Source organism: Enterobacter sp. PL1, assembly GCF_945957325.1.
GTDB classification, from domain to species: Bacteria; Pseudomonadota; Gammaproteobacteria; order Enterobacterales; family Enterobacteriaceae; genus Enterobacter; species Enterobacter roggenkampii.
The window spans coordinates 100,198-116,476 of the sequence record NZ_CAMFKT010000003.1 but is presented as its reverse complement, the minus strand read 5'-3'; the positions used below and the strand labels follow the sequence as shown (position 1 = coordinate 116,476).

General features: G+C 53.4%; 16 protein-coding genes. 5 read left to right on the top strand and 11 right to left on the bottom strand.

Translation table 11 applies throughout. The features are described 5' to 3' along the window. Position 1 precedes the first annotated feature (1 nt). Genes lsrB through lsrG form a run of 3 tightly spaced genes read left to right on the top strand, consistent with a single transcriptional unit; the run spans position 2 to position 2,192 of the window. The gene (gene lsrB / locus N6P30_RS03945) at positions 2–1,003 is read left to right on the top strand and encodes an autoinducer 2 ABC transporter substrate-binding protein LsrB (protein ID WP_023294621.1); all 1,002 of its coding nucleotides are present in this window, start codon (positions 2–4) and stop codon (positions 1,001–1,003) included. Positions 1,004–1,014: 11 nt separating this feature from the next. Beyond that, positions 1,015–1,902, top strand: coding sequence for a 3-hydroxy-5-phosphonooxypentane-2,4-dione thiolase (lsrF, locus tag N6P30_RS03940; RefSeq protein ID WP_023294620.1), 888 nt, complete (start codon positions 1,015–1,017; stop codon positions 1,900–1,902). Then, positions 1,899–2,192, top strand: a complete 294-nt coding sequence (lsrG, locus tag N6P30_RS03935) for a (4S)-4-hydroxy-5-phosphonooxypentane-2,3-dione isomerase (protein WP_008503162.1) — start codon at positions 1,899–1,901, stop codon at positions 2,190–2,192. Before lsrF ends, lsrG begins: the two co-directional genes overlap by 4 nt. 101 nt (positions 2,193–2,293) lie before the next feature. Here lsrG and N6P30_RS03930 read toward each other — a convergent pair whose 3' ends face one another. The 10 genes from N6P30_RS03930 to ygjG all read right to left on the bottom strand — a co-directional run bounded on the left by N6P30_RS03930 (position 2,294) and on the right by ygjG (position 11,904). Then, positions 2,294–2,581 carry a hypothetical protein gene (locus N6P30_RS03930; protein WP_023294619.1) on the bottom strand — a complete coding sequence of 96 codons (288 nt, stop codon included), beginning with the start codon at positions 2,579–2,581 and terminating at the stop codon, positions 2,294–2,296. Between the two features lie 9 nt (positions 2,582–2,590). Next, entirely contained in the window at positions 2,591–3,292 is a 702-nt protein-coding gene (locus N6P30_RS03925; RefSeq protein WP_046092490.1) for a fimbria/pilus periplasmic chaperone, read from the bottom strand. A 10-nt stretch (positions 3,293–3,302) separates the two neighbouring features. After that, positions 3,303–3,833 (bottom strand): fimbrial protein, encoded by a 531-nt coding sequence (locus N6P30_RS03920; protein WP_023294617.1) that lies wholly within the window; start codon positions 3,831–3,833, stop codon positions 3,303–3,305. Positions 3,834–3,842: 9 nt separating this feature from the next. Continuing rightward, positions 3,843–4,388: a fimbrial protein gene (locus tag N6P30_RS03915; RefSeq protein WP_023294616.1), complete on the bottom strand. Its 546-nt coding sequence runs from the start codon at positions 4,386–4,388 to the stop codon at positions 3,843–3,845. A 10-nt stretch (positions 4,389–4,398) separates the two neighbouring features. Beyond that, positions 4,399–5,406: a fimbrial protein gene (locus N6P30_RS03910; protein WP_008503167.1), complete on the bottom strand. Its 1,008-nt coding sequence runs from the start codon at positions 5,404–5,406 to the stop codon at positions 4,399–4,401. After that, on the bottom strand, positions 5,407–8,034 hold the full coding sequence (locus N6P30_RS03905) for a fimbrial biogenesis usher protein (RefSeq protein ID WP_023294615.1): 2,628 nt from the start codon (positions 8,032–8,034) through the stop codon (positions 5,407–5,409). It abuts the gene before it with no gap. A 77-nt stretch (positions 8,035–8,111) separates the two neighbouring features. Continuing rightward, complete coding sequence (locus N6P30_RS03895; protein WP_008503169.1) at positions 8,112–8,819, bottom strand: fimbria/pilus periplasmic chaperone; 708 nt, start codon at positions 8,817–8,819, stop codon at positions 8,112–8,114. Positions 8,820–8,864: 45 nt separating this feature from the next. Then, positions 8,865–9,398 carry a fimbrial protein gene (locus tag N6P30_RS03890; RefSeq protein WP_021242352.1) on the bottom strand — a complete coding sequence of 178 codons (534 nt, stop codon included), beginning with the start codon at positions 9,396–9,398 and terminating at the stop codon, positions 8,865–8,867. A 72-nt stretch (positions 9,399–9,470) separates the two neighbouring features. After that, positions 9,471–10,013, bottom strand: a complete 543-nt coding sequence (locus N6P30_RS03885) for a fimbrial protein BcfA (protein ID WP_008503171.1) — start codon at positions 10,011–10,013, stop codon at positions 9,471–9,473. A 511-nt stretch (positions 10,014–10,524) separates the two neighbouring features. Then, the gene (gene ygjG / locus N6P30_RS03880; RefSeq protein WP_008503172.1) at positions 10,525–11,904 is read right to left on the bottom strand and encodes a putrescine aminotransferase; all 1,380 of its coding nucleotides are present in this window, start codon (positions 11,902–11,904) and stop codon (positions 10,525–10,527) included. 436 nt (positions 11,905–12,340) lie between these two features. On the opposite strand from ygjG, the gene N6P30_RS03875 reads away from it, so the two are divergent. Together N6P30_RS03875 and N6P30_RS03870 are read left to right on the top strand one after the other, a co-directional pair. Next, positions 12,341–13,861 carry a PAS domain-containing methyl-accepting chemotaxis protein gene (locus tag N6P30_RS03875; protein WP_008503173.1) on the top strand — a complete coding sequence of 507 codons (1,521 nt, stop codon included), beginning with the start codon at positions 12,341–12,343 and terminating at the stop codon, positions 13,859–13,861. 337 nt (positions 13,862–14,198) lie between these two features. Then, the gene (locus tag N6P30_RS03870) at positions 14,199–15,758 is read left to right on the top strand and encodes a methyl-accepting chemotaxis protein (RefSeq protein WP_008503174.1); all 1,560 of its coding nucleotides are present in this window, start codon (positions 14,199–14,201) and stop codon (positions 15,756–15,758) included. On the opposite strand, the gene N6P30_RS03865 is transcribed toward N6P30_RS03870, so the two are convergent. Further along, positions 15,755–16,249, bottom strand: coding sequence for a PadR family transcriptional regulator (locus N6P30_RS03865; RefSeq protein ID WP_008503175.1), 495 nt, complete (start codon positions 16,247–16,249; stop codon positions 15,755–15,757). The two genes, N6P30_RS03870 and N6P30_RS03865, sit on opposite strands and share 4 nt — an antisense overlap. Between the last annotated feature and the right edge of the window lie 30 nt (positions 16,250–16,279).

The window sequence follows — 16,279 nt, the reverse complement described above, 5'->3', positions numbered from 1 at the left end:
GATGAAAACAAAACTGCTCGTCCTGGCAATGGCCCTCAGCTTCGCTTCGGCGCAGGCGGCGGACCGCATTGCCTTTATCCCGAAGCTGGTGGGCGTCGGCTTCTTCACCAGCGGCGGCAACGGTGCGAAAGAGGCGGGGAAAGATCTTGGCGTGGACGTGACCTACGACGGCCCAACCGAGCCGAGCGTCTCCGGCCAGGTGCAGCTCATCAATAACTTCGTCAACCAGGGCTATAACGCCATTATCGTCTCCGCCGTGTCGCCGGATGGGTTGTGTCCGGCGCTGAAGCGCGCGATGCAGCGCGGCGTCAAGGTTCTGACCTGGGATTCCGACACCAAACCGGAGTGCCGCAGCATCTACATCAATCAGGGGACGCCGGAACAGCTGGGCGGCCTGCTGGTGGAGATGGCGGGCAAGCAGGTCACCAAACCGAACGCGAAAGTGGCGTTCTTCTACTCCAGCCCGACCGTCACCGACCAGAACCAGTGGGTGAAAGAGGCGAAGGCCAAAATCGAGAAAGACCATCCCCAGTGGCAGATCGTCACCACCCAGTTTGGCTATAACGACGCCACCAAATCGTTGCAGACCGCCGAAGGGATCTTAAAAGCGTATCCGGATCTGGATGCGATTATCGCCCCGGACGCCAACGCGCTTCCTGCTGCCGCGCAGGCGGCAGAAAACCTGAAGCGGGAAGGGGTGGCGATTGTCGGGTTCAGCACGCCGAACGTGATGCGCCCGTACGTTGAGCGCGGCACGGTGAAGGCCTTCGGCCTGTGGGACGTGGTGCAACAGGGCAAAATTGCGGTCAATGTCGCCGATCGTTTGCTGAAAAAAGGCGATCTTAACGTTGGCGACAGCGTGGACGTGAAAAATATCGGGACGCTGAAGGTCGAGCCGAACAGCGTGCAGGGCTACCAGTATGAGGCGAAGGGCAACGGCATCGTGCTGCTGCCGGAACGCGTGGTGTTCACCAAAGAGAACATCAGCAAATACGATTTCTGACGGGGGAGCAAATGGCTGATTTAGACGACATCAAAGACGGCAAGGATTTTGGCATCGGCACGCCGCAGCAAAATGTGCCGTTCACCCTGAAGGGCTGCGGCTCGCTGGACTGGGGCATGCAGTCGCGGCTGGCGCGCATCTTCAATCCGCAGAGCAACCGTACGGTGATGCTGGCCTTTGACCACGGCTACTTTCAGGGGCCGACTACCGGCCTTGAGCGTATCGACCTCTCTATCGCGCCGCTGTTTGGTGAAACCGACGTGCTGATGTGTACCCGCGGCATCCTCAGGAGCCAGGTGCCCGCCGCGACGAACAAACCGGTGGTGCTGCGCGCCTCCGGCGGTAACTCGATTTTGGGCGAACTTTCCAACGAGTGCGTGGCGGTGGCGATGGAAGACGCCCTGCGCCTGAACGTCTGCGCGGTGGCGGCGCAGGTGTACATCGGAAGCGAGTTTGAGCATCAGTCGATCAACAACATCATCAAGCTTGTCGATGCAGGGGCGCGCTACGGCATGCCGACGCTGGCGGTAACGGGCGTGGGGAAAGAGATGGCGCGTGACGCGCGCTATTTCTCGCTGGCAAGCCGCATCGCCGCCGAAATGGGGGCGCAGTTCGTCAAAACCTACTACGTGGATCAGGGTTTTGAAAAAGTGACCGCCAGCTGCCCGGTGCCGATCGTTATCGCGGGGGGCAAAAAGCTGCCGGAGCACGAGGCGCTGGAGATGTGCTGGCGCGCGATAGACCAGGGCGCGTCCGGCGTGGACATGGGGCGCAACATCTTCCAGTCCAGTGCGCCGCTCGCCATGCTGAAGGCGGTGAAGAAAGTGGTGCACGAGAACTGGAATGCCCGTGATGCGTTCCAGTTCTGGCAGGAAGAGAAACAGGGAGAAGCAAAATGAACGTGACGCTGGTAGAGATCAACATTAAGCCCGAGCGGGTGGACGAGTTTCTGGAGGTGTTTCGCGCCAACCACGAGGGCGCAATCCAGGAGCCGGGGAACCTGCGTTTTGACGTATTGCAGGACCCGAGGGTGAAAACCCGGTTCTTTATCTACGAAGCCTATAAAGACGAAGAGGCGGTGCTGGCGCATAAGCAAACCCCGCACTATCTCGCGTGCGTGGACAAGCTGGAGGAGCTGATGTCGGAGCCGCGCAAAAAACGCAGCTTTGTCGGGTTATTGCCGGAGTAATGGTCTTGCCCGGTGGCGCTGCGCTTACCGGGCTTTTGGGGAAAAGGTGGAATGGTTTTGTAGGCCGGATGAGCGTAGTCCGCCCGGCTTTAGATTTTGCTTTACTGCGCTTTTTTGGCTGCGTCCTGCATCTCTTTCATTTTTTGCGAGGCCGCTTGCTGGCTTTGGCGTAGGTTTTCGCTCGCGGCAACCAGAAACTCAGGATGATTAGCCAGGTAGATAGATATCGCTTCACCCATTTTTTCCGGATGGGCGATAAAGTAATCCTCGGCGATTTTGCCGATTTCCGTCTTCTGCTCAGCGGTAAACTCAGCGGCCTGGCTCAGCGCCGGTGCGGTCAGTGTGACGAAAACGGTCAGAACGAGGAAGGGGTGCTTTATGAAAAACATGATGGGTACTCATTTCAGATTAAGGATGTTAACCACGGGCGGCATAACCCGGCCATAGTCGTTTATGGTTTGCCAGCGTATTTCGCAGCGAGGCGCCTTCTGGCACTCGTCCATTGTTCGCTGGCTAAAAGGGGCAATGATGCCCGCGTTATCAATGGATTTGTTGTTAATACGCGTCTGGAAGAGCGTCACGTAGTAGGGGGTCGGGTTCTTCACCACGAGCTGGTTTGCTGAATATGACCAGAGGATTTCCCGATACGCGTTTTCTGGATTGCCGTTTAATCCCTCAGGGCGATAGAACACTTTGAAGCTTGAACGTACGGCCATTTGCACGTTGTCGCTGCTGGTCTTACTGGCTGGAATGGTTGAGATGCTGAGGGTGAAAAGCGTTTCACGGTCAGCAGGCAAACCCTCATCGGCACGAAAAATCCTGATGCTATTTTCGCGTCCGCCCTGTAGTGCAAAAAGCGCGGGCGTTGCAACAAGCGCCGAGGTCGCCTGGGGGGCAGAGGTTGCCCCTGGCCAGTTTCCGCCAGCATAAATTTTTGCGCTGACCAGCCAGGGAAGCGTGGATTTATTGCGCACTGAAACGGTAATGGAGTGCTGTTTTTCAGGATAGACGAAGCGTGTCCCCCCTATCACGACGCCTGCATGCGCAAAAGAGATGAACGTTAAGAGTGCTAAAACAGGGATCAGGATGCGCAGTTTCATCACGGTGTTATCAGGCATAAGTCAAAATAAAGGTTGCTGCAGCATTGGCTGTTCCAGGCGATACAGCGCCTCCGTCAGCAAGATAACGGGCATAAAAATCAAGGGTGGCAGTAAGCTGGTTATTTGACAGCGTAAACAGCTGGCTTTCATCGCCCAGCGGTATAAGCGTTTTGTCCGGATTATAAATACCGATAGCCACGCCGCTGGCATAACCCGGACCGCCTGTCAGCGAAAGCAAATCTGCGTTGCCCTGATTGGGCGTGCCTTCAAAATGGGTACTGATGTTATTCAACCCTGCGCCGCAGTTTTCAAGATTGATAGCAAAATGTTCCCATGGCGTATTATTTTTCTGGTTCGTAAATTGCCCTGTGGCGACGTCGCTCATACGAACGATAAGATTTTCCGAATCAGGCGATATGATGCAGGTTTTGCTTTTTACGGTGCCTACAATATAAACGGTCCCGTCGTGCGCCATTGTACTCGCACTGCCCAGGTGCATCAGGATAATGCAGAAGAAAAATAACCGGAGAAACGGTTTCATTCATATTCCTTACTGATAAAGCAGGTCAAAATACATAACGGCAGTCGCATTTCCTGACGTCACGACGGGCAGCGTGGATTTATAGAGCAAATAAAACGTGAGCGTGTTATCCCCAGGCAGCAGCGGATAAAGCGAGGACTCCGTATTATTGATCGGTATTGGGGTGCGATTGGAATCCAGTAGCTCGACGCCGAGGCCCGTTGCCATCCTGCCAGGCGTTCCCTTTCCGTTATCTGAAAGTGCCAGCAATGTCGGGTTGTTCGCATCCACATTCCCGGTAAACCAAACTTTGGTGCCGGTAATGGCGCGGGTGCAACCTTTCAACGTGATTTCAAACTTTGTATCCGGCGTTGTGGTGCCAACCGACGGGAAATCATCCGCGGTAAAGTCACCGAGTTCGACCGTCTGCTCAACGCTGCCTGTGTCGACGTTGCAGGACTCCCCCACGATGGTGCCGATAAACTGAACATTGAAACTGTCATTATCTGCTCTGGCGGTCTGTAAGGACAACGCCAGATTTGCCAGCAGAAACAGGAGAAAATAGCGCTTTTTCATCACCCAATCCTTATGCGAAATCAACGCGTAACAAGGCCAGAGCGGTGAACACGCCCAGTTCCGGGGAATTGCCCGTTGTGCTGATAGGATATGCTTTCAGCGTCACGTTGGCCTTGCCCGCCTCATCAGTCGTAAAAGGTGCGCTACTTGAAAAGACATTCGGTTTCAGTATGTTGTCTTGCTCACTGGTAACCACGACGGCAACATCAGGATTATCCGATGCCAGCGCTTCCGGGTAGCGAGGGTCCGATGTGCCCATAACGCGCAAGGTTAATTGTGCTGGCGAGTTCACGTCAGCATTACATTCAATGGGCACATTAAAGGTTTTGGGCTGAGCGTTGTCCGGCATCTGCCCGGCGCGCGTAAAATCACCGTGATAAAGAGAACCCAGATCCACCGTCACGGTTTGCCCGGCATTAATGACGCAGTTTTGCGGCACGGTAATAACGCCACTGTAGGTAATCTGGTAGACAATATTGGTCAGGCGATCGTTATTCGTCGTGGTGACGTACACATTGAACATCAATTTTGGCGGGATAACCACGGTGCCGATAAAAGGCCTGACAATTTGTAATTTAAAGATCAGGTCATTATCGTTGACCGGGAAAACGCCGCCGGTATCCACTTCATCGTGGCCGCCCATGTGAACGTACTCAATGGGGGGATAAAACTCACCAATGGTTGCGTCATTTATTTTCATGGCGCCAATAATATAATCCGGGTCAAGCTGGAGATATTTCCATTCACCATCCGTTTTGACGACCGGAAAAGGGCTCAAATAGGAGCGATAGGTGCGTTTTTCCCACTCACCCGGTGGACAGGTGGCGTTAACCTGCACATCCTGATTTTTTTCCAGCTCTGTGGAGCCACCTTTAATGTTCTGATTGGTGTTCAGCGTGGTGGTCAAATCATAGTTAACAATCGAGATGCCACCGTTAGCATTTTTACAAATATCGGCTATTCCATAAGGTGAGAATGCCAGCCCGACCACATAAAATAAAATCATCCATAATTTCATTTATATACACTCCGTTTTCAACCGCAGCAGCGGCTGTTTACTTTCAGGTAATTGATACTTCACGCTACATTGCTTGTCTGACCCTTCACCCCACTGAATTTTCAGCGTTCCCGCCGGGCTCAGGCCAGAGAGATAGACCTCTCCGTCTTCACCCACAATCGTATCGCTGCCATTGTCATCACGTGACACCATGGCACCGAAAGGAACGGGTTTGCCCCGATGGGTTAAGGTCATTAACGCACGCGTACCAGGCCGGGCTTTGAAGGTTGCACGCACAACCGCGCCACGGGTTGGGACCACATTGGTTACGGCATCATCGATATCCATATCGTCAGCCAGTGAGTTGATGTCCAGTGCCATGCGGTTGAGATGATACGAGGAAGCGTAGGGAACCACGGCATAGCCTCTCCAGTCGGTATGAATACCTGGCTCGTTCTCGACCTTGACGTTACTCGCGCCCGGAGCGGCAATCAGCACGTTGGTATCACCCAGTGGCTGGCTAAGGGTGATGCCGTTCCGGTGAGCAATGACGCCGCCGCTCAAACCGTAGTTCACCTGCTGGTAGTCGCCGTTTCCGCTGTAGTTATAGCCCACGTTCGCATTGCCATAGGCGCTATCGTATTCAAGGCTGCTGGAGCCTTGTGATTTTGTCCCCTGGCTTGAATACCCTTCCTGAACGCTGTAGCTCAGGTTGTTATCCTCAAGCAATGTGCCGTTGATCCCGGCATTTTGCGAGGTTTCACCCTTTTTGTCGGTGCTGATGTTGTAGGTGGCATAAGCATAGTTATGCTTCTGGCTGACATCGTTTTGTGGACGCAGCCACAGGCTCAATGGCAGCGACAAATTCAGCGCGTAAATCTCGTCGCTTTTCGACATGCCCGGTGATTTGTTGTAGTTGTAGGACAGGCTGTAGGACACATCTTTAATGGTCCCGCTAAAGCCTACCTGGAGTAGCGTATTTTTTTCATCGGTATGCCAGTAGGTCTGTTGGCTGCCCGTGACAAAGAGCGAACCTGCATGACCAAGCTGCTGAGAGATGTTGAACTGAACCTTTCCTCGCTTGGTGTAGTACAGATTGTAATAATCCATCCAGGGATTTTGCTGTTCGGTATCGTTGTCCTCGTGGTCACCCGTGTAGCCGCGCATTTGCTTATAGGCTGTTTCATCCAGTGAATAGAATCCCGATGTCGAGTACCGGTAGCCCAGCAGCTGAAAGTTAGTGCCGAGGCCGTTAAGGGATTTTGCATACAGAAAACGGATCGATTGCCCTGAATGCGTGCTGTCATCCGCCAGCGTGCTCTTCGCGTGAGTCACATCCGCAGAGATAGCGCCCAGTTCACCCATATTCAGGCCGGTGCCGAATGCCAGCGAGTGGTAATTGTTGGTTATCTGCGATCCGCTATACAGCGTGAAGCCATGTGAAAGCCCCCAGATTAGAGACCCCTGAACGAAATTAACCTCGTCCTGTTGATCGCTGCTGCTGCGGTATTCGGCCGCTGTTAATGCGTACTTTACGCGGCCTTCACGCTGGAGTACGGGAACGGTGGAATAAGGCACGGAATAGCTGTTGATGCTACCGTCAGATTCTTTTACCTCAACACTGAGGTCACCGCTTGAGGACGTGGGAAACAGGTCGCTAATCGCAAATGCACCCGGTGGAACATAGCTTTGATAAATGGTGTAGCCATTTTGCTTAATGGTTACCTGAGCATTGCTTTTTGCGATACCACGGATCGTGGGCGCGAAACCCTTCAGGCTATCGGGCAGCATATTGTCATCAGAGGCGATTTGCGCACCGCGAAAAGGGAGGCTGTCAAACACGTCTGATGGGGTGTAGCTGTCACCCAGCGTCAGTCTTCCTTTCAGCGGAATGACCGCGCGTTCAACATAGGTATTAATGTGCTGCCAGTTGTCGCTGCGTGAGTCATCGCTGTTGTGATAATTCCAGCTTGAGTAATCCCTTAACCGCCACGGGCCAAGGTTCAACCCGCTGTTAAGCCCGAGGAAATAGCTTTTACTGGTTGAGTTGCTCTCCCCCCGATCGCGGCTACGAGAGCCGGTGAAGTTATAATTCAGCAGGAGGGCATTAATGCCTTCATCCCATTGTTCAGGCGGAATGTATCCGCGTGCGCTATTCCTCAGGGCGGCTTGCGGGATACTGATATCCAGCCGCTGATGCTCAAAATCAAAGGTGGTTGATGAGGCGGGAATGATTGACGCAATATCAATACAGCTGTCCGTCTTTTCCGCCGTCAGGGCAGGAAACGCCTGAAGGTTAACGCCCAGGTTTTCCAGCGCTTTTGCTGATAAACAGGCGGTCAGACCGGTATCATCCGCCTGCGGTTGTGCCGTCGACGCGGTATTTCTTGCCGTAAAGGTGATATCGCGAGTCGCCACAAACGCCCCGTTAAGCCAGAGATCAACACGATAAACGCCTGGTGCCTGGCCATTGGTGGAAAACCGCGACAGGTCAGCAACGGCAGAGGGATCGCTAGACAAAAATGCCGGGTTGAAAAAATATTCTGCACTTGCATCTGATGGCGATAGCAATCCTGCTATCGCCATCGCCACTGGCGTAAGGGATGTTAAAGAAAATGTGCTAAAAATCAGTGAAGTATTACGTTTCATCTCTTTTCCCTGCAGTAAATGCTAAGTACTTCCTTCCTTGAAGACAAAATGCAGGTCTGCTATTTCATTTCAGGTTGTTAATGGGAACAAATCTGCGTAGGGGTATTTGCGCCGAAATCATTCACTGTCTGGAATTTCACACTGCCGGAACCGCCGCCGGGGATATCCACCGTCAACGTGTTTTTAGGTGCGACCATTGAATTGGGAAGACGGGTTCCCCCAACAAAGAACTGCACCAACGATACGTAATACGGTGATGGATTCGTTATGATGACTTTTCCATTTTCTGTCCGACACGTCAGCGTTTTGGGCGCATCCACGGAAAGGGATGTTAATTTCTTAGGGCGAATGAATAACTTAATCACACTCTGTGTTGCTATTTGCAGCGTATTGCCCTGAAGCTTATTTTTATCGACAGACGGAATAGCCTTGCTGTTCAGATAGAAAACAGTTTCGCGATCGGCAGGAAGGTCGGGGCCGATATACATAATACGCAGCGTGTTCTCTTTCTTGGGGTGGATAACAAACAACGGTGGCGTAAGGATAAAGTCTGGTGACTTGATACCCTCAACGTTGGCTACCCATGATTGTATTAAGAACGTATTGTCTGCCGACGAATTGATCACCGGTAATGAAACCTGTTTATCCCCCTGCGGATAAATGACGCGGGTAGCCCCTAAAGCAATTCCACCTGCAGAGGCATTCGTTGCCAGACCCATTGTCAGCAGCAACGTACCAGCCATCATCAGGCGAGACAAAGACGTAGGTGATGTGTTCATTTGCATTGTTCCCTCAATTCTCATGACGAGGCACTCGGGCCTCTGAGTGTTTTACTGGTAGACGACGTTAAACCATACCTGGGCGTCGGCCGTACCAGCCTGAACGTGCGGTTGTGTGGAGCGGTATTTCGCCATAAAACGCAGAACATTGGCGCCGTTCTGCAAGGGGGCGTACCAGGGCGGGGCTGTATCCGGAATAAGTAGATGACCGGTTGCGTCAAATATTCCCACACCAATCCCCTGCGCTGCGCCTGCGCCATAACCTGCGCGAAAAATTTGCGGGTCTTTTGCATCGGACTCGCCGCTGAACAGTACGCCCGCACGTTGACTGACGCTGGTATCGCAGTCTTCTAGCGTTATCTGAAAGGCTGTTGGTGCTGCCCAATCGCCCGTTGCGGCAAATTCGTTATTGCGTATTTGGCCCATACGCACAATCTGGTCCTGACTTTCTGCACTGACGGAACAGCCGGTGTTGACGACTTGCCCCTGAAAATGCACGCTTCCGTCGTCAATTGCCGAGGCGGGCAGTGCAACGCACAGCAATACGCTGAAAAACAGCACTGATTGCCTGGTGACCTGTCGCATAGTGACTCCGTTTCGATGGATCGGCAAAACACCCCCGAATCAGATTCCGAGGGTGTTACTGCAGCTAACGAATCAGGAGTAAACCATCTGGAATGTTGCAGTCGAGGATACGTTACCCGGCGTGGCCGCACCGGTAGCGATGTAGTCAACGCTCAGCGGGATGGTGTTCTCGCCATTGATCAGCTTCACGTTGGAGGAGGTATCACCGATATTGAGTACGTTACCATCCGGTCCGAACAGTTGCAGTGCGACGTTAGTTGCTGAGCCAGCGCCCGCTGTGTTAGCCAGTGAACCTGCCAGTGCTGCGTCTTGCTGACCGTTGAAAATCACAGCGGCGTTCTGGCTTACCGTGGTGTCACAATCCTCCAGAACGATTTTGAAATCTTCTTTCTGGTTCGCCTGCATTCCTTTTGTCGTCAATTTCACAGTACGAACCTGGCTCAGCGTTACAGTCTGATCTACGGAGTCAGCTGCGACCGAACATGCAGCATTAACAACCTGGCCAACGAAGTTAACCGTACCGCCAGAAACCGTGACGGTGTCTGCCTGTGCGTTCATCGCTACGCCACTTACCATTGCCGTTGCAATGACCATTGCTAAAACGTGCTTTTTCATACAAATCCTTTTAAATAAACATCTTTCTGTCAAATTGAAATTGAGTAAAAGCTATATGCTTTCACAGCGTGAACTTGAATAACGTTTAACAAGTTCCGTTATTTAGAATATGCATTTCGCATAATGGACGGGCTTATTGAAAAGCTCTTTTCATCATGTTTATGATGTTCCGCGGCAGGTATTCTAGGAGTCGTGAAATATTATTTCAATGTATGGTGGTATAATATGCCGTTAGTTTTTTTTAGGTATAATATTAGAATTAATTAATATTTTTAAATGATGTAAGTAGTGGTGTTTTTACCGGATTTTAACAATGGGCGGCCTGTTTGCGGTCAAATAGATAAAGGTGGTGTATGGATATCGGTTTGGTTGCAAAAAAAATCATGTAAGAGAAAAGGAACTTTATAATTTTAAAAGTATAAATGTATGTCTGAAATATAATACTTTTATTTCAATTTGTAATATTTATACCAGAAAAATGAAATCCCCCTCGGTTAAGAGGGGGGATTAATCAGATCTCTTCTACGCGCACTCTGAGTGCTGCCAGCGCTTTACGTGCCGCTTTTAGCACCTGCTCACACTGCTCAATGGTCAGCGTAAGCGGCGGTTCAATACGAATGGTTTTTGCGTTATTAAGCGTCCCGGCCACCAGCACACGCTGCCTGAACATCTCGCTCGCGAAGCTGTAGCCGATTTCGTTATCAACGAACTCAATCGCCATCAGCATCCCTTTGCCGCGCGCCTCCTGCACAAGGTCAGGGTATTCCCGGCCCAGCTGGCGGAAGCCGTCCAGCAGCATGTCGCCTTTTTGCTCCGCCTGCGCAGGCAGGTTTTGCTCCAGCAGCACGTTGATGGTCGCCAGCGCCGCCGCACAGGCCAGCGGGTTACCGCCAAAGGTGGTGGTATGCAGGAACGGATTGTCGAACAGCACCGAGAAGACTTCTTCGGTGGCGACCGTCGCGCCAATCGGCATCACGCCGCCGCCGAGCGCTTTCGCCAGGCACAGAATGTCCGGCTGCACGTTTTCGTGCTCGCAGGCGAACATCTTGCCGGTACGCCCCATGCCGGTCTGGACTTCGTCGAGGATCAGCAGCGCGCCAAACTCGTCGCACAGCTGACGCACGGCAGGCAGATAGCCCTGCGGAGGGAGGATGACGCCGCCTTCACCCTGAATGGGCTCCAGGATCACCGCCGCCACGTCATCGCCGGTTTTACGGCATTCACTCAGCACGGTGCGCATGGCGTTAATGTCGCCGAACGGCACGTGGCGGAAGCCCGGCAGCAGCGGCATAAACGGTTTACGGAAAGTGGATTTAGCGGTCGCCGACAGTGCGCCGAGGGATTTACCGTGGAACGCGCCGCTGGTGGCGATAAAGGTGAATTTCCCGCGCGGCGACTGGTACGCTTTGGCGAGCTTAATCGCCGCTTCGACCGATTCTGTGCCGCTGTTGCTGAAGAAGCTGTATTTCAGTTTGCCGGGCGTTAAGGCCGCCAGCGTTTTCGCGAGCATGGCGCGAAGCGGGTCGAGCAGTTCCTGGCTATGGAGAGGTTGTTTCGCAAGTTGATTCTGTACGGCGGAAACCACAACTGGATTACGGTGCCCCACGTTGAAAATTCCAAAACCTCCCAGGCAATCGATAAACTCCTGTCCCTGGGTGTCGACAAGCGTGTTGAGACTTCCCGCTTGCCACTCTACGGCTCCGTAATCCCCGCCGGCGGTAACAGATTTGCGATACTCCAGAAACCCTGGATTGACGTGCTCTTTAAAGTAATCGATGACCTCACGGTTAAGTTGTTTCATCTCCTCATGATCAAGCGTTCGCTTCTCAATGAGATTCAGTGCGTGCGCGGTACAGGCAAGAGCCGAGGCGCTGGAAGGTAACCTGTTCAAAATGTGCTCCCGGGGATCGCGTATCACATGATACTGGTTTAAGTATTGCAGGGATTACGCCACTTCAGAGGCCTTAACGAAAATCGGGATAAACGCCAGGTTAAAATAATGTTGCACAATATTTAATCATGCCGATAGAAGCCAAACGGGATTTAGCGGTACGGGGCAGCAAGTATAAAGAAAGGGGGGAAGAGCGTCGCTGCACTAAAGAGGTGCATACGCTGCAACTTAAGCGGGCATTAACAGGTCATACTTTGTCGGTAATTTCTTTGCGAAAGTATTTGAAATCAATGAATTAAAATATCGTACAAAAAGTATGGTTTAAGTCAAATCTGCGATCTTCATCAAGTTTAACAACTAAAGATAAATTGTTTACCGCCGAAAAAACATTGACCCACAAAATTAACATTCAAATAACCTGCAAGGGATGCTCACGATGTCCTCTCCAACCTATGTCACCCAGAATGAATATCCTCTGGACGATGACACCACCTTAATGTCTACCACAGACGTCCACAGCTACATCACCCACGCCAACGACACCTTTGTGCAGGTGAGCGGCTATCAGCTCGATGAGCTGACGGGCCAGCCGCACAATATGGTGCGCCATCCCGATATGCCAAAAGCTGCGTTTGCCGATATGTGGTACACGCTGCAGCAGGGCGAGCCGTGGAGCGGGATTGTCAAAAACCGGCGCAAAAACGGTGACCACTACTGGGTGCGTGCTAACGCGGTGCCGATGGTGCGCCGCGGGCAGGTGACGGGCTATATGTCGATTCGCACCAGAGCCACAGCGGAGGAGATCGCCGCCGTGGAGCCGCTCTACCGGGCGCTGAACGACGGGCGCTGTAAAAAACGTATTCACAAAGGGCTGGTGGTGGGAAAGGGCTGGCTGGGTAAACTCCCGGCCATGCCGCTGCGCTGGCGCGTGCGCAGCGTGATGGCGGTGCTCTTTGCTGGACTCGCCGCCACGCTGGCCGCCACCTCCGCAGGCTGGTTACCGCTTGCCGCCGCTGCGGTGGTGATGCTGATGGGAACGCTGCTGTTTGAGCAACAGATTGTCCGCCCGATAGAGAATGTGGCGCGACAGGCGCTGAAGGTCGCCACCGGCGAGCGCAACAGCGTGCAGCATCTTAACCGCAGCGATGAGCTGGGCCTGACGCTGCGCGCGGTAGGACAACTTGGCCTGATGTGCCGCTGGTTGATCAATGACGTGTCGAGCCAGGTGGTGAGCGTCCGTGACGGCAGCGACAGGCTGGCGCAGGGGAATGAAGATTTGAACGATCGGACCCGTCAGACCGTCGCGAACGTGCAGCAGACCGTCGCGACAATGAACCAGATGGCCGCGTCCGTTCAGAGTAACTCCGAAACCGCCGCCGAGGTGGACAAACTCTCCGTGGCCGCCAGCAGCGCGGCGACGAAAGGGGGCAACGCGATGCAAACCGTGGTTAAAACGATGGATGACATTGCCGACAGCACGCAGCGCATTGGCTCGATTACCTCTCTGATTAACGATATCGCGTTCCAGACCAACATTCTGGCGCTGAACGCGGCGGTTGAAGCGGCAAGGGCAGGGGAGCAGGGCAAAGGGTTTGCCGTGGTCGCGGGCGAAGTCCGTCATCTCGCCAGCCGCAGCGCCAGTGCGGCTAATGATATTCGTAAACTCATTGATGCCAGCGCCAGCAAGGTGCAGTCCGGCTCTGAGCAGGTTCACGCCGCGGGCCGTACGATGGATGATATCGTTGTGCAGGTGAAAAACGTGACCCAGCTTATCGCCCAGATCAGCCACGCGACCTCCGAGCAGGCAACCGGCTTATCAGAGCTAACCCGCGCGGTAGCTGAACTCGACAGCATCACGCAGAAAAACGCCGATCTGGTCGAGGAGAGCGCGCACATTTCGGCCATGGTGAAGCACCGCGCCGGACGCCTTAAGGATGCGGTGACCGTGCTCCATTGAGTCAGTCATGTTCCAAAAAAGCCGTTTATACCGTAGGGAATAAACGGCTTTTTATTTTTCTGATTGTGACTATTAATGGGGTTTATTGTTAATTTAATATTAAATAACTAAAGAAAGTGCGTCAGTTATTTATTCCTGCCTAAGTCAGTTCTTCAGAATGCTATTTCGAAAATACCCCGTTTGGCGGTCTGGTAACGATCGATGAGGCCATATTAATAGCCTGCACCTATGTATTGTGAGGATTATGAAATAAAAAAACGATCAAACTCATAAAGTTAGCGAAATCGTTACCGATAACAGCGATCGTCTGAGAAATAATCACATCGATGGAGAAAATATGTTCTTTCATGACGTAAAGATCGGCACAAAATTATTTCTGGCGTTTGGGTTCTTTATTGTCCTGATGGCGATCAGCGCAAGTGTGTCTTTGCTGAGCCTGAACCGGGCAAATAATGGGATGCAGTCCATTGTTACCCATGACTATCCGACCACGGTAAAAGCGAACCAGTTAATTGATAACTTCCAGGAATTTATTAGCACTCAACAGCTGATGCTGCTGGACGAGCAGGGTACCTACACGGGGCAATCTCAGCAGCGCCTGAAAGAGATCAGCGAGCATATCACGGTGATCCTGGGCGAGCTGAACACCGCGTTGCAGGATCAAAAGTCTCAGCAGGTGCTGGCGGATATCCGCAGCGTGCGCCAGCAGTACCTGGATTCACGCTACCGCATTCTGCAGGCGGTGCAGAACAACAACCGTGCGGGCGCCATACAGGAAATGATGACTACCACCCTCGCCGTGCAGCAGGCTTATAAAGCGAAGGTGAAGGAGCTGATCGCCATTCAGAACAGCGAAATGCAGCGTGCGGGCACGCAGGTGGAAGGAGATTTCAGGTCTAACCGTCTGCTGCTGATCCTCCTCACGCTCTTTAGCGTTGGGGCAGGCAGCCTGATTGGCTGGTTTATCGTGCGCGCCATCACCCGCCCGCTCGGTGAGGCGGTGAGTTTCGCAAAAGCGATTTCAGAGGGCGATCTGACGGGCAGCATCACGCCGCACGGCAAAGACGAAACGGGCCTGCTGCTGCATGCGCTGATGGAGATGAAGACGCGTCTGCTGGACATTGTGCAGCAGGTGCAGACCGGCTCGGAGAATATCTCCAGCGCAGCCGCGCAGATTGTCGCCGGGAACCAAGATCTGGCCGCACGCACGGAAGAGCAGGCCAGCTCCGTTGAACAGACTGCCGCCTCGATGGAGCAGATCACCGCGACGGTGAAAAATACCGCCTCGCATACCGGTGAAGCGACCAACCTTTCTGCCGATGCCGCCACGGTGGTCAAAAACAACGGTGAGATGATGAAGCAGGTGACCAGCAAAATGCGCCTGATTAACGAGACCTCCAACCGGATGTCCGACATTATCGACCTGATCGACGCTATTGCGTTCCAGACCAACATTCTGGCGCTGAACGCGGCGGTGGAAGCGGCGCGCGCCGGTGAGCACGGCCGCGGCTTTGCGGTGGTGGCAGGAGAGGTGCGCCAGCTTGCTCAGAAGAGCGCGTCGTCTGCCAGCGAAATCCGCGAGCTGATTGAGAGCTCCACCAGCCAGACCCAGGACGGGATGAACCTGGTCGAAAAAGCGAGTGGGCTGATCAACGGCATGGTTGGCAACGTGGAGGAGATGGATGCGATCCTGCGCGAGATCCGTCAGGCCAGCCATGAGCAGACGGAGGGGATCTCGCAGATCAACAGCGCGATTGGCCTGATTGATGCCACTACCCAGCAAAACTCCGCGCTGGTGGAGGAATCCGTCGCGGCGGCGGCATCGCTTAACGAACAGGCGATGCACCTGAAAGAGCTGGTACGCGTCTTCCGCGTGAGCGAGCACGCACCGGCTTAATCCAGCTGGGAGATCTCCAGCGCCGCGCGGTCAATCACGCCGATAATCTGCTTAAGCTGCGCGTCGCTGAGCTCTCCCTGATTCACCTTCAGGTCTAATACCGCCTTAAAGTTATCCAGCGCCCGCTTCATCTGTGGGTTTTTGCGCAGCTGAAAGCCGACGCTGCGCGCTTTGATACGCACCTGGATCTGTTCCAGCTGTTCCCGGTTTTCGTCCAGCCAGCGTTGTCCTTCAGCGGTAATCGCAATGCGCTTACGCCCGTTCTCTTCTTCTGTAATGGTGATAAACGCCTGATCCTGCAAATAATCCAGGGTTGGATAGATGACGCCCGGGCTCGGGGTGTAGTTCCCCTGGGTCAGGTTCTCGATCTCTTTAATCAGCTCATAGCCGTGGCTCGCGTTGCGGGTCAGGATATCCAGAATCACCAGCCGCAAATCGCCGTGGCCGAAAAAGCGCGGCCGACGTCCGCCGCCCTCGTGTTCGTGTCGCATAGTATTCCCTTTTTTTGATATATCTAAACT

What these genes read in the sequence shown, in the direction of transcription:
- lsrB (WP_023294621.1), top strand. Translation starts at nt 2, where the DNA reads ATGAAAACAAAACTGCTCGTCCTGGCAATGGCCCTCAGCTTCGCTTCG.
- lsrF (WP_023294620.1), top strand. Translation starts at nt 1,015, where the DNA reads ATGGCTGATTTAGACGACATCAAAGACGGCAAGGATTTTGGCATCGGC.
- lsrG (WP_008503162.1), top strand. Translation starts at nt 1,899, where the DNA reads ATGAACGTGACGCTGGTAGAGATCAACATTAAGCCCGAGCGGGTGGAC.
- N6P30_RS03930 (WP_023294619.1), bottom strand. Translation starts at nt 2,581, where the DNA reads ATGTTTTTCATAAAGCACCCCTTCCTCGTTCTGACCGTTTTCGTCACA.
- N6P30_RS03925 (WP_046092490.1), bottom strand. Translation starts at nt 3,292, where the DNA reads ATGAAACTGCGCATCCTGATCCCTGTTTTAGCACTCTTAACGTTCATC.
- N6P30_RS03920 (WP_023294617.1), bottom strand. Translation starts at nt 3,833, where the DNA reads ATGAAACCGTTTCTCCGGTTATTTTTCTTCTGCATTATCCTGATGCAC.
- N6P30_RS03915 (WP_023294616.1), bottom strand. Translation starts at nt 4,388, where the DNA reads ATGAAAAAGCGCTATTTTCTCCTGTTTCTGCTGGCAAATCTGGCGTTG.
- N6P30_RS03910 (WP_008503167.1), bottom strand. Translation starts at nt 5,406, where the DNA reads ATGAAATTATGGATGATTTTATTTTATGTGGTCGGGCTGGCATTCTCA.
- N6P30_RS03905 (WP_023294615.1), bottom strand. Translation starts at nt 8,034, where the DNA reads ATGAAACGTAATACTTCACTGATTTTTAGCACATTTTCTTTAACATCC.
- N6P30_RS03895 (WP_008503169.1), bottom strand. Translation starts at nt 8,819, where the DNA reads ATGCAAATGAACACATCACCTACGTCTTTGTCTCGCCTGATGATGGCT.
- N6P30_RS03890 (WP_021242352.1), bottom strand. Translation starts at nt 9,398, where the DNA reads ATGCGACAGGTCACCAGGCAATCAGTGCTGTTTTTCAGCGTATTGCTG.
- N6P30_RS03885 (WP_008503171.1), bottom strand. Translation starts at nt 10,013, where the DNA reads ATGAAAAAGCACGTTTTAGCAATGGTCATTGCAACGGCAATGGTAAGT.
- N6P30_RS03875 (WP_008503173.1), top strand. Translation starts at nt 12,341, where the DNA reads ATGTCCTCTCCAACCTATGTCACCCAGAATGAATATCCTCTGGACGAT.
- N6P30_RS03870 (WP_008503174.1), top strand. Translation starts at nt 14,199, where the DNA reads ATGTTCTTTCATGACGTAAAGATCGGCACAAAATTATTTCTGGCGTTT.
- N6P30_RS03865 (WP_008503175.1), bottom strand. Translation starts at nt 16,249, where the DNA reads ATGCGACACGAACACGAGGGCGGCGGACGTCGGCCGCGCTTTTTCGGC.